The organism is Brakhagea slesvicensis (genome assembly GCF_052161625.1).
Lineage (GTDB): Bacteria > Planctomycetota > Planctomycetia > Pirellulales > Pirellulaceae > JBKCUI01.
In genome coordinates this window covers 1,910,702-1,924,805 of record NZ_CP197412.1, presented here as the reverse complement: position 1 = coordinate 1,924,805, position 14,104 = coordinate 1,910,702, and the positions used below count along the sequence as shown (strand labels likewise).

Below are 14,104 nucleotides of genomic sequence, written 5' to 3'. Positions count from 1 at the left end.
CAATGGGTGTCGACAGTGGAGCACCTTGTTGCGAACCGGTCCTTCCAGGGGACGCCTGGATTGCTCGAGGCAGGTTCTGTTCGACTTTTCCTCCGTTCACACCAACCGCCCTGTTCCCTCGAACTCAACGAAGAGAGTATTCTAGACCGGTGCGGCCCCGCGACGATCGAGCTCGACATTTCCAATCGACTCCAATCGCGCAACCGCATTTCCCTCCGATGGCCGCTAGGCGATGACGCTCCGTCGCCGGAGCCGGCGATTCCTTTTGAACTTTGGATTGAGATCGATACATGACCATGCGACATTGGACCTTTTCAAGGTGGGCTCTCTTGGGTTTGGCCGCTACCTTTGCCCTGGCGCCCATTTCCTTCGGGCAGGACAAGGTGCCCGTCGAAGCATTGCTCGCCGCGAGACTACCCACCGAGGAGCTGGAAAAGGGGTGGATCCGCTTGTTCGATGGTCACTCGATGATGGGTTGGGTCGACGCAGGAAAAGCGAATTGGCGGGTCGAAGATGGGACCTTGGTAGCCGACCAAGGAGAAAACGGTTTGCTCTGTACGACGGTCCCGTTTCGCGATTACGAATTGCAAGTTGAGTTTTGGGCCGAAGAGAAAACCAATAGCGGCGTGTTCCTTCGCACACCACCCAAGCCGACCGATCCAGGCAAGGATTGCTTGGAACTCAATATCGCACCCGTTACCAATCCCTTTCCCACCGGCTCATTCGTCTATCGACAAAAAGTTTTCGAGCAAGTTGCTGCACCGAAGCATGGTGTGTGGCATCGCTTCCAAGTGTTGTTAGAGGGGAATAAGTCAAAGGTGTGGTTGGATGGACAAGAGTGTTTGTCCTATACAGACGCTACGAATTTAAAGAAGGGACTCATCGGATTGCAGTTCCGCGAGGGGAAAGTGGCGTTCCGGAACATCAAACTAAGGCCTATTGGCGAAACGATTTTGCCCGGTAACCAAGAGGCGTTTCACCCTGCCATAAAAGTCGAGACAAGCTGGGGTAGCGATGGATCTCTCACGATTGTTGGAGGACGGGGCCATGTGGAGACAAAGAGGCAATTAGGGAACGGCTTTGTGCAGTTTGCCGCCACGACCCTTACATCGAATGTGAATTCAGGCGTGTTCTTTCGATGCATTCCTGGGGAAGACATGAATGGCTACGAGTGCCAGTTGCACCACGGATTCAAAGCGGATCGAACAGACCCGGTCGATTCGGGCACAGGTGCGATTTTCCGAAGGCAAGCAGCCCGCGCGGTATTGTCTGACGAGGGGAAGAAAGCATTCGTCACGATCGTTGCGGAAGGGCCTCGCATTGCGACGTGGGTGCATGGCGTTCAGGTTGTGGATTGGGAAGACACGCGGAAGGCGGATCCCAATCCACGCCGTGGTTTGCGAACCGAAGCTGGCAGTTTGATGTTGCAGGGGCATGATCCTGCCAGTCAAGTGCGCTTCGAGACATTGCGGCTGGGCGATTCCGATTGACCTAAAGGCTCTGATTACTCTTCGCCCATTGGGGTCGGCACGGCTTCGACAACGGGCGTTGACAGAGACGGAGTTCCAACGGTGCTTGGATCAAACGCTCCGTTGCTGACTCGGCCTCCTACGACGACTTCTTCCGGATTGTCGCGTGGCGTGAAGTAACGTCCTCGCTCGTATGCGGCTCGGACCGCAGAACCGTCCAGCGCGTCTTCCGACAAATTCACTTGGTTGTAGGACAGCAAGGAACCTTTCTCACGGTGGAAATCGCGAAGTGCCAAGTTGTAGTCGACGAGAGATCGATAAAAGTCGCTCGTGCTGGTTGCTAATCGCTGTTGTGCTTGCAAGAGGAACACGATGTCGGTAAGCCCACCTTCATACCGCTGTCTCAACGCTTCGACAGCCTGATTGTCTGCCTCGATTCGATTGTAATTGGTCTGCATTTGCAGGTAGCTACGAGATATTTGTCGAGAGGCGTTGCTCAAATCATGCGAGATACGAAGTTGTTGTTCTCGGAGCAGGGCCATGTCGCGAGCCAGATTGAGTTGCGCGTGTCGAACCGCCGCAGACGCTTGCCGCAGGCCGATGTTGTATTGCCACTCCAGTCCCGCTTGCCATTCTTGATAGTTCCCTTCGAGGATGCTTTGCGTGAAGCTGTTGAACTCGTTATTGGCATCCCGTTCGTCGATCAGCTGGTCTCCCAAACCTCGCCAACGGTATTGGGTGAGGGCATCGAGGCGCGGCCTGCGATTAAGCCGGGCCGCAATCAATTCCAGTTCCCGACGCTTCACGGTCCATTCTTGCCGGCGAACTTCTACCCGTTGGGTCAAAGCGTCTGACATGGCCGATTGCCAGTCGAACGCCACTTCAGCCTGAAGAGGTTCGTCGGATGGTTTGATCAGCCGGCCGTCTGATGGTGGCAATCCCATAATGTATCGAAGCCGTTGCTCCGCCGCGTACAAACCGTTGGGACCGGAGAGACCGTCGTTTAGCTGGGAAGTAAAGATGTAGAAGTTCGAGCGAGCTTGCCCTTCGGCGTCCGGCTCCCCTCCCTTTCGACCGACTCGACGAAGCTCGTTGACGCGTTGCCAGGTCTTCAAGGAGCTTTCTCGTCCATCCGCGATGGCATCGAGCGATCGGTAAGCGAAGTAGAGTTCCCAGTAGGCTCCTTCGACATCGTTGATCAGTCTCACAACGCCCGTCTCGAAATCGGCGATCGAGATGTCGGTATTGATCCGTGCGATGAGAACACCGTTGTACTGGCCGATCTGTGCGTTCGGGCCCGCGATGCGGTTATAGGTTGTTCCAGCGCCACGCATCAACGGCTGCCGCCATTCCGCTTCGATGAATCCCGTGAAGTCGCTCGGGAAGAATCGAGTGGGGTTGTTGTTCCGGTCATAAAGCACATTGGTTCGCAATGCGTACGATGCACCGGTCGCCGTTCTCTTGGACAACTCGTTCACATAGGTTCCCGAAGTCTGGCGGAATGCCGAAGGAACGAACTGGATAAACGTGTTGTTGTTGGGACGATCGTTCTTTTGCCAAAACAGCTGCGAGCTGACCTGTGCGTCGAACGCAGCGAGGGCTGCTTCAACGCCCCCGAATGGATTCACGTCGCTCAACGCGGGATCGAGTTGAGTCGACTGCGCTTGCGGGGCGTCCACGACCGAACCGCCCAAATTGCGGAGCACCTCGCTGGATTGGAGCGCTTGCTGAATCGCGTCTTGCAAGGTTAGGTCGTAGGTCGGGAGATCGCTCGGATTCTCGATCGCGAGAGGCAACGGTGCATCGACTAGTTGCGGATCGAGCGGTGCTGCGACGTCGGGATACTCAATGCGCGTCACGTAGTCTTGAAAGTACGAGACGTTGGAGTTGTCCTTCCAGGCGCGAAATCGCTCGGTAGGTTTGCAGCCAGCCAGGCAACTTACCCCTACACAGCCTGCAACGATCCATCTTCTCAATTGCTCGCGAACTAACATTTTCGCTCCCGCGTCCTCTTCTTGGTCCCTATCGCTTTAACCACCGCAACTGCGATAGCAAGCATGAATGGATTTGCAGAACAAATCCGTGCATAGGGAACTATCGGTCCAAGCGGTACAACTGATCAGCGACGCAAACCGATAGGAACGAATATTCACAAACTACCGGGTGCAGAACTCGCAATACAAAAACAGTCTCCCTAGGTGCGAGAACCGTTCGAAGCGTTACAGTTTCCCAAATCGGATTCCTAACGCACCGAGGCGGAAACCTTAGGACGAGTCGCGAGGGATACAACATAGATAACCAGGAAACTCATCGGGATCGTAAAAATCCCTGGCTGGCTGAGGGGCACCCAAGCTTTTTCCGGCCCCAGCCCGTACATGTTTTTGAACATGTCGGGTGAAACCAGTACCCAGGCGAGAGAAACGAGAACTCCGCACAGAATGCCAGCAATCAATCCTTGCTTCGTAGTCCCTTTCCAAAAGAGGAGCATGAGCAAGGCGGGGAGGTTGGCGGAGGCGGCGATGGCAAAGGCCCATCCAACGAGATAGGTGACATTCATCCCTTCGAATGCCAATCCGAAACGGATGGCTAGAATCCCGATCGCGATCGATGAAATCTTCGCGACTCGAATGGCACGGTGCTCCGAGAGCTTGATCCCAAAGAATCCGCTGACGATGTCGTGCGCGACGCTCCCGCCTGCCGCAACGATGAGCCCGCTCACGGTTCCCAGAACGGTCGTGAACGCGATCGCGGATACCGCAGCAAAGAGCAAATTACTGAAACTCTTCGCTAGCAATGGGGCGGCCATGTTGGAATCAGTCGGATCCAGTGTTCCGCTGACCATGGCTCCGAGCCCGATATAGAGGGTGAGGATATAAAAGAATCCGATCGACGTGATCCCCACAATCGTGCTTTTTCTCGCCGCCGCTTGATCTTTGACTGTGTAGTACCGGATGAGAATGTGCGGCAGCGAAGCGGTGCCACCAAAAAGGGCGAGCATCAGCGAAATGAAGTCGAGCTTGGGGAACCAGTTATCGCCCCGGATCCCTGCAAAGGATGGGAGATTGCCGGGGGTGAGCAATTCGGATCCCGTATAGGATTTGGGTGTCATCGTTTCGATTCGTCCGTCCGCGGTCTTCTCCACTTTTCGGGTTGTGATTTCGATCTCGGACTGAGCAAGCAAACTTAGGTAGCGAATCGGTCCGACGGGGCCCGTTTCGGTCAATCCGCCGGGCAGGCTCTTGAGGTGCCCCACGGGTTTGACGTTCGCTTCGTCGGCCCCGAGACCAAGGGGGACGCCATCGATCGTCTTTTTGTCTTGGGCATCCACAACGATGGTCTGTGTTTGGTTTAGTTTTTCCGCAGGGGTGATCTGTAGGCCGCGTGCCAGAATCAACACCGTGAGCAGAAGGGAAAAGAGAACCAGCAATCCACCCTTCAAGAATTGAACATACGTCGTGCTCACCATGCCGGCCGTCACCACGATGATCATGACCACAGTCCCCACCATGACGACCCCGTGCCAGTACTCAAGCCCAAGCAACGGTTTGATCAACGTACCGGCGCCAACCATCTGCGGGATGAGGTAGAAAAGGCTCACAATCAACGTGCTGACCCCCGCGGCCGCTTGAATGCCTCGCGATTGAAAGCGGCTGTCGAGGGCGTCCGCGAAGGTGAATTTTCCAAGGCGTTTGAGGGGTTCTGCGATGACAAGCAAAGCGACAATCCAGCCCGCCAGATACCCGATGGAATAGAGGAACCCATCGAATCCGTAGAAAGCGATCATGCCGCAAATCCCTAAAAAGGATGCGGCCGAAAGGTAATCGCCGGCGAATGCGATGCCGTTGACGAACCAATGGATTTGGCCCCCAGCGGCAAAGTAGGCGGAGCTGCTTTTAGCGCGTGCCCCCAGCCAAAAACTAAATCCAAGTGTTGCACCGACCAAGGCAACAAAGACGATGATGGCGAGGGTATTGGCTTCGTAGAGCATTCGGAGAGGATCAGGGTTTGAGCAGGGACACTTCGTACGCGGACGAGTAGTTTAACTCAAATCGATCTCTCACTGGGCGATTGGCAACGCTTGTTTCTTTCGGTCGTTCGACCGATTCGCCTCGATAGCCCTATCTTCCAGATCCTTTGATACCAACTGATAGTGAACGTCTCGCTGTCTCGCTTCGAATCCATACTCCTCGATCGCGGACCGGATTTGATCGAGCGTGAGGTAGTGCACTGTCCCAGCCTCGGCGACTACATTTTCTTCGATCATGAGTGAACCCATGTCGTTCGCACCATAGGCCAAGGCGAGTTGCCCAATCTTCAGGCCTTGCGTGACCCAGCTGCTTTGAATGTTGGGGATGTTATCGAGATACAACCGCGAGACGGCCTGCGTTTTGAGATACTCAAAGGATCCCGTAGGTGGGATGTGGGCCAATTGCGTGTGATCGGGCTGGAATGTCCAGCAGATGAATGCGGTGAAGCCATTTGTTTCGTCTTGCAATTGACGCACTCGGTCCAAGTGTTCGATCCGTTCTGCTAGTGTCTCCACATGACCAAACATCATGGTCACAGTGCTGATGCCACCCAATTCGTGCCAAACTCGCATGACGTTCAGCCAATCATCGGACATGACTTTGCCACGGGTGATTTCGCTTCGAACGCGATCGACCAAAATCTCAGCCCCGCCACCGGGGATGCTTCCCAAACCCGCTTCTTTCAGTCTTTCCAAGACAGTGCGAATCGGGAGCTTGTTCACTTTCGAGAAATGGTGAAGTTCCGGAGGGCTGAATCCATGAATATTGACTTCAGGAAAATTTGAGCGGATGTCCCGCAGCAGTTCTTCGTACCAATCCAGCGTGAACTTGGGATGAAGCCCTCCCTGCATCAAGATCTGGTTTCCACCGAGTTCCACTGTCTCGCGCACTTTTTCAAGCAGTTCTGCGCGAGGAAGAACGTATCCTTCTTCGCTCTTCGGGGAACGGTAAAACGCACAAAAATCGCAGACGGCGGTGCAGATATTGGTGTAGTTGATGTTCCGGTCGATGTTATACGTACGATAGCTTTTGGGATGCTTTCGTTCGCAAATTTGGTTGGCGGCGTTTCCGATCTTGGCCAACTCATTGCTCTCCAAGAGACACAGCGCGTCCTCGTTCGAGAGTCGGTTGCCATCGAGGACTCGATGCAAGATGGCGTCGACGGAATGCGTGGTAGCGATCATGGCTTCCCCGTTGATGGCAAGGTGTTTTCGGTGTGAACCAATCCGAGATCGTGACATTTGCGGCGGAATTCATCAAGTCCCGCTCGGGCTTCCTGATCGACTTCGAAGTGGATGTAGTGGGTCAAATAATCCAGGCATTGATCGGGCGTTAGCTCGTAAGAATGCGAAAGACGCGTGCAGATCTCTGCGATCCGCTCTCGCCCAAATTCTCGTATCTTGTCGAGCCATTCCCCGATACACACCATGTCGAAGGCGATCGGACGAGCTACCCAAGCAGCGAAAACGAACGGCAGGCCGGTTCTCTCCCACCAGACTTGTCCAAGGTCCCAATTGGTGACGAACGACTCGGTATATCGCTCCGGGTGCATGGCGCGGTCACCGATGAGCAGCACGGCATCCGCATCGACCGACTCTGGGTCCGCATCGATCGGCAAGAGTTGCGTCTCCGGGATTCGTCCGAGCTCTCCATGGAGGAGAACCTTGGAAAGGGCGGCGCTTGTTCGGGACCCTTCGTCGAGCGCAAGTCTCCGGACCTTGGACGGGTCGCAGCGAAAGAAGAGACGGACCGACCAGACCGGCCCGCGACACACAATTCCGGACGTCGAAACAAGTTGGAAAGCTGGGTTTTGAAAATACTCGAAAACCGGGATCAAACCGATATCGATTTCGCCTCGGTGCAACTGGTCCGCCAAACGGCTCGGCAAATCGGTCGAAAGTCGACCGTGCGTTCCCAGTGAGAGCCCCAGCTCTTCGATAAGCGGTTTGGAGTTCAGGTAAGAAACCGCTCCGATCCGCAGCTTCCCGACACCTGCCAGTTCTTTCGGAAAGGAGGGTACAGGGGAAAGCGAATGCAACGGTGAGGCCTGAGGGAAGGGGAGTGGAAATGCAGTCCAATCCATCGTACCGGCTAGAGGCCGAATCCCCAACCCGAGGTTTGCAGGATGGCAAGGTAGTTTTGGTCTCATAGCGCAGGGTTCCTTCAAGTGAATACGAGGGAACCGAAGAATCGGGGCCATTCATAACGGCCGTTCGCAACCGGAAACGAAATGAAGCCAGCCGGAGCGGGACCGCTACCGGCTGGCTTGTTTCGAGGATGGACGATGGGTCCTGGGCACCAACTAGAAGTTGTAATTCAATCCGAGCACGGCACCGTGGAGGATCAAGCTTCGATCGTTGCTGATCTTGTTGATCTCCAGACCGTTGGAGAAATCGCGTGGAATTTGCCCAACCGCAGTTGCGACACCCGACACCGCGACAACGCGATAGCCGACGTTCGCGGTCCAGCCACGGCAGATACAGATTCCCGTTCCGAGGGTTCCCTCGCCGAGGAAAGCAAGTTCGTTGGTCGAGTTGTCGTAGGCATAATCGCGGCCGTCGAACTGCGAAGACGCAGACATCACGGTGGCAGCTTGCGTGTCGGTGCCTGCGAAGGTCGAGGCGCGGATGTGATTGTTGTAGACCCCGAACGCGGTGCTACCGTAAAAGTTCACTCGCTTGCCCGTGCACCATGTTGCGAGGGTACCAAGCTGGAAACCGACCAAATCATTGGTGACGTTATTGCGGTAATAAAAGTCATCAGCGCCTCCAAACATGGTGTCGTTTTCGCTGGTGGCATACTCCAGATCGTCGCCGAATCGGAACCAGCGAACGCCGCCGAACATGCTGAGCCTGAGCCGGCTGCACTGCGCTCCATACCAAGGTGCACATGGGCCAGTCGGACCGGTTGACGGTGCACAAGAAGTATCGCAATCATCCCCTCCTAATCCGTGTCGCCGGAGCAAGCCGCAATGGCCGCCAGTGCCGCAGTCCGCGTAGGCTTGACGAGCCCCGCCGCCAAGAGCGAACGAGAAGAGGTTGAGTTCGACGTTATGAAACTCCGAGTCGCGACGGATGCGGTGGGCTGCCGCCATGTCGTACCAGTCGTACACGTTTTGAGCCGGCATTGTGATGCCGTAGGGATCGCCCGGGGTTGCCGTATCGCCTGGACGTCGGAGGGTGAAAGGAAGATCCGACCGGAGATTGCCGCCGGGAGGAGGGGTGATAACCGTCGACTGCTCGTCGTCGTAAATCCCCCAGTAGGTTCCCACCAAAGCAAATCGGCCGCATCCGAAATATCTTCCCACCGACCCTTGCACGCCACCGGATGTTCGCATGCGAGCATCGGCTGTGGTGAGCAAGGGGTACGTTGGCATATTGCTATCGCTCGTCAATCGGACAGGGGTGTCGTCGACGCGCGTGAAGATCAGAGCCCCGGCTCCGAAAATCCAAGGGTTCGGCGAGACAACCGATGGTCCGCACGTCGGCGATGGCTCGCAATACGCGTCGGACGAGCCACCTAAACCGTAGGCAGGGCTGAGCAACGCGGAGTTGGCTCCATGAACAGAGCAATTGCCCGTCGCACAGGTCGGACACCCGTTTGCGGGGCTGCTCAGACCCATCTCCGAGGAATAAGCCTCTTCGGAATAGGCTGGTACGGCGCTAGGCTGTACCACTTCGCCCTGGAACTGAGGAGCTGGTGGGTGCTGAGGAGCTGGCGAAAGCTCGTAAGGGAGCGGTTGCCCGAGCGTATAGGGCTCGGGGGAAGCATTCGGCATGGGCAGCTGCCCGGGAGCCGTCACCGGAGGAGCCGGAGGAAGGGGAACGTGCGAGTAAGGATCGCGCGCACCACTCCCGATGGGGCCTCCCTGTTGAGCGTAGGAAACCATCGCATTTTGAGGCTGGTTCGCTACCGGAGATCCCATCGGTGCACGAGGGGCCTGTACCGGAGCGCCTTGCCCAGGGAGAGTGGGCCCAGGGAGAGGGGGTAGCTGAAACGAACTAGGGCTGAGGCCGCCATTTGGCCCCCCGTATTGAGATTGCCCCCCATACTGGGCTTGAACCATCGAGGGCAGCGTCGATATCCCCAGGGACAGTGCCAGCCCATGAAACCAAATTTTTTTCACCGCAAAGCTCCTTGCTTAATACGTCTTTCCTTAGACGTGGCATCCATTCCCCACGACTCGGCCCGATCGATTTCAATAGGCCATGACAAAGCTCACCTTATCCATAGGTGTGCTAACTCACGTTGTCGAACATCGGAATCCGGCGTGCGCGTCAAGCAATCCAGGGGGCAGAACTTGCGTCAAAATTCCGGTGCGGCAACTCACAATCCGCACAAATAGAACTGCAGGAGCAGGGGTGTCCGGAGAAAAATCCGTGTCCACGCAATCGGAAAACTCTTCGCCGTCGGTTCGAACGGAAGAATCCCACCCGTACGCGCCTTTACGAAGGAATTATCTACTGGCACGTTATGGGGGGCCTGTTATCATCGGAGGGATTAGAACATTTGATTTGGGCGGGGGCGATTCAAACCGCCTCCCGGATCCAACGCTAACGGACCGTCTCTTCAGCTTCCGCACTGGAATTCCTCGATCGCATGCGTGCTCTACCTATCGTCAACGTGGACCAACCAGCACCTAGTGCTTCCCAACCGTCCTCCGATGCCGGCCGAGGTTCCTACTCGTTTATCAGCCTGGGTTGCCCCAAGAATTTGGTCGACAGCGAGCAGATGCTGGGGCTCCTCCAAAAGGACGGGTACCGACTTGTCTCCGACCCTGAGAACAGCGACTTTGTCGTCATCAATACTTGCGGGTTTATCGATAACGCGAGAAAGGAATCTTTCGATGCCATCGATCAAATGCTGGAGCTCAAACGACAAGGCAAAATCCGAGGGGTCATCGTCACCGGTTGCTTGGCCGAACGACAGCAGGAGAAGTTGTTGGAGGCCCGCCCCGAAATCGATGGCATGGTGGGAGTGTTTGGGCGAGACGATATCACCACCATTGTGAATCGATTTATGGATGGCCTCGATGAGCAGCGAAGCATTTTCCGCCCTGCTCCCATTCGAGCTCTCTCGGACGACTTTCGTCTGCAGGTCACGCCGCCGCACTTCGCGTATTTGAAGATCTCGGAAGGTTGCGATCGCCTTTGCACCTTCTGCGCTATTCCCAAAATGCGGGGCAAGCACGCTAGCAAGCCGATGGACAAGATCCTGGAAGAGGCGCGGCGGTTGTCCGATCAAGGTGTAAGAGAGTTGATCCTCGTCGCCCAGGACACGACCTACTACGGTATGGATATGTTCGGCGAAGCTCGCTTGGCTGAATTGCTCCAGCAGCTTGACCAAGTCGACGGGATCGATTGGATTCGATTGATGTATTTCTATCCGATGTACATCGACGACCATCTTATGGAGACCATCGCATCCGCGAAGCGAATCCTCCCCTATATCGACATCCCCCTACAGCATATCAATGACCAGATGCTCAAGCGGATGTCGAGGCGCGTGACACAAGAACAAACCCATTCGTTGATTACCAATCTGCGGCGCAACATCCCCAATTTGGTCTTGCGAACAACCATGATCGCGGGCTTCCCGGGCGAGACCGAAGAGCAGTTTGAAGACCTTGAGGACTTTGTCGCCGAAATGCAATTCGAAAGGCTTGGCGTTTTCGCCTATTCTATCGAACCCGATACACCTGCGGCCAAACTGCAAGACCACTTGCCGGAGCGAGTGAAAAAGGAACGTCGCAATCGTTTGATGGCGATTCAACAGCAAAACGCATTTGCTTGGTGCGAAAAGCAAATAGGCAAACGCTTGCCGATCCTGATCGACAAAGCGGTCGACGCTGCTCAGAACGTTTGGTTAGGGCGATCGTATGCCGATGCACCGGATGTCGACTCGACCGTATTCGTGACCGGAGATAGTTCTCGGCCCATTCGAATTGGGGATCTCATCGAGTGTGAGATCGTCTCCTACAAGGATTACGATTTGATCGGCGCCGCGGTAGGGGATGCGCCGTGAGCGATCGGGATTTGAACCATTCCTCGAATTGGAACGTTCCCAACGCACTTTCCAGCTTGCGATTGCTTTTGTCGTTTGGCGTTTTCTATCTCATCGAAGCGGGCAGTTACTTGGCCGCCATGATTTGCTTCCTGATTGCAGCGAGCACCGATTGGATCGATGGCTGGTGGGCTCGTCGCTTTAATCAAGTGACCAAACTTGGTAGGATTCTCGATCCTTTTGTTGACAAGATCATCATCTGCGGCGCGATGATTGCGATCGCTGCTATACCAGGCAGTCCCCTGCGACCTTGGATGGCCACCCTGGTCGTCGGACGCGAACTGCTGGTCACTAGTTTGAGAGCCATGGTGGAAGGGCAAGGTGGAGATTTTTCCGCCAAGCAGCTTGGGAAATGGAAGATGGTTTTGCAGTGCGCTGCAGTAGCCATGGTTCTTTTTCAATTTCACCAAGGTGATGTAAGTCAAATCTATCGGATTGCCACGCAAGCCGTTGTCTATTTGGCCATGGGTCTGACGGTCATCTCGGGCGTGGAATATGTGATGCTCGTCGTGCGAAAGCCCCGAGGATGAATGTCGAAAACTTGACGCCTGAACAAGCCTTCTATGCGTCGGTGCAGGGTTTTGTTCTCTTTGCGATGCTTGCAGGAATCGTGGCGGCTTGGACGCTACTGTCGAACGTCCCTTCGCTTCGCAAGAGATTTCGGCAGGCCAAAGGTCCACTGGCGACCATCGGGCTTGTCGATTGCATCCTCGTCGTAGCACTGGTCTTCTTCTTTCAGATCTCCGTTGAAGCTTTTCGACGGAATCTCGTCGGCGAGAGAGAGGCTGTTGCGCAGGCGGTCGCCGAGCCATCGACCGATGACCCGGCGACGGAATCGGTCGTCGATCCAACCTCGGCTGATGCGGAATCAATGGCGGGGACCTTCTCCGATCGGCCATGGGGGAAGATCACGCCGGATCGCATCCTTGCAGGTGGGATCGGGACCAGTCTTCAGTTGGTTGCCATGGCCATCGTGATCGTTCTGATTCTGACTCGAACGTCCTGTTCCGTCGCTTCCCTGGGCTGGAGGACCGGTTCGGTAGGAGTGGACATTCTGTATGGCATTTGGCTACTTTTTCTCCTGCTTCCTCTCCTATTCGGCCTTTCGTATGCCGTCAATATGTGGAGTGGTGTGGAGTACAAGCATCCTGTGATCGATACGATGCAGTCCTATCCGTGGCTATTCGGCCTGGTGGCATGGATGGCGGTCATTGTAGCGCCCATCACCGAAGAGTTCTTTTTTCGGACCATGTTGATCGGGTGGATGGAATCGATCCACTATGGCGACAGGCCTCGCTCGATTTGGAGTGGATGGATTCCTTTCTCTCGCGCTGGTGAGCAAGACGATGATCAAACCAGTGCACCGTTCACACCCCCTTGGTGGCCATCGATTGTAAGCGGTGGCTTGTTCGGCCTAGCCCATTTGAGCTATGGGATGAGTTGGGTGCCACTTGTTTTCTTTGGGATTGCGTTGGGACGAATTTACCAATGGAGGCAAAGCCTCGTGACTTGCATCACGATCCATATGGTATTCAACGGACTCAATCTTTTGAATTTATGGCTTCGGCTCGGTTGGGATCCTGCTTCAAGCGGGTAGTCGCCGATTGGTCGGTTTGCTGGGGGAAACCACCACGCTGGACATTTTTTCCCAGGAGCCGTCTTCCAATCGTTGGATCGTTTCCCCGGCTTGGTCCAGCCCCTTTTCAATGCGATGAACTAGGTGGGATCGCATCAAACCCATCGAATCGAACAGATTGGGATGGATCATGCCAAGCGCTGCCTCGGAGATGAGTTGGTTGATCCTCGGAGAGACAGGGCGGTGAGCGACATGCTTGTTCAGCCAGGCGCGGCAGCTGGCGATCAATAGCGACCAGACCAATTTCGATTGCTCTCCCAGCATACGGTCGCTGTATTCTTCAGAGAACTCCGCGACGCGAGTGGGGTTATGGGAGTATTGCGTCGCTTCGGAGTGATTCGCGAAGTAGCCGAGAAGCAGATCGGTCCAGTGTTCCAAATAATGGCGTAACGAGTTGAGTTCGTCCGCCTCCGGATTCCCGGAAAGAATCCCTTGCGAGATGATTTTGAGGCAGCGGTGTCGCACCTCTTGATGGGTTGTATAGACGTTGTGGAGGATCGCTCGCGTGTCATCGTCGATGCGGCGCGATTCGAGCCTAGCGGCAATCGCGACGGAGACGCGAGAAAGAGGCTCCGCCAACAGAATCTCCTCCATGATCGACTTGAGCCTTTGCCAAGCCTGGACACGGCTTCCCATGCTGAGAGAGTCCATACGACGCTGTTGGGCTGTTAGCAGGGCATTCCAGCTGCTGAAGCGGGTTCGGTTTTGGACCCAGAATGTGTGGACGGCTTCGGATGGAAAGGGAAGGTCTTCCTCGACGCGAGCGGAAGCGTGGTAGGCCCAAACACTGGCGATTTCGACAAGCCAACTGGAGTGCATAGCGGTACGGCATCGAGAGAGTGGAAAATTCCTTAGAACATCCAGAATCATTCAAGCAGGGTGGGAACTCAAGCGAACTCCAACTCGTC

The 14,104-nt window shown here is 55.5% G+C and carries 10 protein-coding genes; 4 read left to right on the top strand and 6 right to left on the bottom strand.

All coding sequences use genetic code 11. From position 1 onward, the window contains the following. Positions 1-296 precede the first annotated feature (296 nt). On the top strand, positions 297-1,490 hold the full coding sequence (locus SH467x_RS07400) for a 3-keto-disaccharide hydrolase (protein WP_482370637.1): 1,194 nt from the start codon (positions 297-299) through the stop codon (positions 1,488-1,490). Between the two features lie 14 nt (positions 1,491-1,504). On the opposite strand, the gene SH467x_RS07395 is transcribed toward SH467x_RS07400, so the two are convergent. From SH467x_RS07395 to SH467x_RS07375, 5 genes are all read right to left on the bottom strand, one after another. Beyond that, a complete protein-coding gene (locus SH467x_RS07395; RefSeq protein WP_482370636.1) occupies positions 1,505-3,463 on the bottom strand; it encodes a TolC family protein in 1,959 nt (652 codons plus the stop codon). Between the two features lie 248 nt (positions 3,464-3,711). Further along, a complete protein-coding gene (locus tag SH467x_RS07390; protein ID WP_482370635.1) occupies positions 3,712-5,457 on the bottom strand; it encodes a solute symporter family protein in 1,746 nt (581 codons plus the stop codon). 69 nt (positions 5,458-5,526) lie between these two features. Further along, a complete protein-coding gene (gene mqnC, locus SH467x_RS07385; protein WP_482370634.1) occupies positions 5,527-6,681 on the bottom strand; it encodes a cyclic dehypoxanthinyl futalosine synthase in 1,155 nt (384 codons plus the stop codon). After that, the gene (locus tag SH467x_RS07380; RefSeq protein WP_482370633.1) at positions 6,678-7,646 is read right to left on the bottom strand and encodes a menaquinone biosynthetic enzyme MqnA/MqnD family protein; all 969 of its coding nucleotides are present in this window, start codon (positions 7,644-7,646) and stop codon (positions 6,678-6,680) included. The genes mqnC and SH467x_RS07380 overlap by 4 nt, the downstream gene beginning before the upstream one ends. Before the next feature lie 153 nt (positions 7,647-7,799). After that, on the bottom strand, positions 7,800-9,623 hold the full coding sequence (locus tag SH467x_RS07375; RefSeq protein WP_482370632.1) for a hypothetical protein: 1,824 nt from the start codon (positions 9,621-9,623) through the stop codon (positions 7,800-7,802). A gap of 473 nt (positions 9,624-10,096) precedes the next feature. Here SH467x_RS07375 and rimO point away from each other — a divergent pair, with 473 nt between their 5' ends. Genes rimO through SH467x_RS07360 form a run of 3 tightly spaced genes read left to right on the top strand, consistent with a single transcriptional unit; the run spans position 10,097 to position 13,157 of the window. Beyond that, on the top strand, positions 10,097-11,521 hold the full coding sequence (gene rimO, locus SH467x_RS07370) for a 30S ribosomal protein S12 methylthiotransferase RimO (RefSeq protein ID WP_482370631.1): 1,425 nt from the start codon (positions 10,097-10,099) through the stop codon (positions 11,519-11,521). Continuing rightward, positions 11,518-12,090, top strand: a complete 573-nt coding sequence (pgsA, locus tag SH467x_RS07365) for a CDP-diacylglycerol--glycerol-3-phosphate 3-phosphatidyltransferase (protein WP_482370630.1) — start codon at positions 11,518-11,520, stop codon at positions 12,088-12,090. Before rimO ends, pgsA begins: the two co-directional genes overlap by 4 nt. Further along, on the top strand, positions 12,087-13,157 hold the full coding sequence (locus SH467x_RS07360) for a CPBP family intramembrane glutamic endopeptidase (protein ID WP_482370629.1): 1,071 nt from the start codon (positions 12,087-12,089) through the stop codon (positions 13,155-13,157). Before pgsA ends, SH467x_RS07360 begins: the two co-directional genes overlap by 4 nt. On the opposite strand, the gene SH467x_RS07355 is transcribed toward SH467x_RS07360, so the two are convergent. Then, positions 13,146-14,015, bottom strand: coding sequence for a hypothetical protein (locus SH467x_RS07355; protein ID WP_482370628.1), 870 nt, complete (start codon positions 14,013-14,015; stop codon positions 13,146-13,148). The two genes, SH467x_RS07360 and SH467x_RS07355, sit on opposite strands and share 12 nt — an antisense overlap. Between the last annotated feature and the right edge of the window lie 89 nt (positions 14,016-14,104).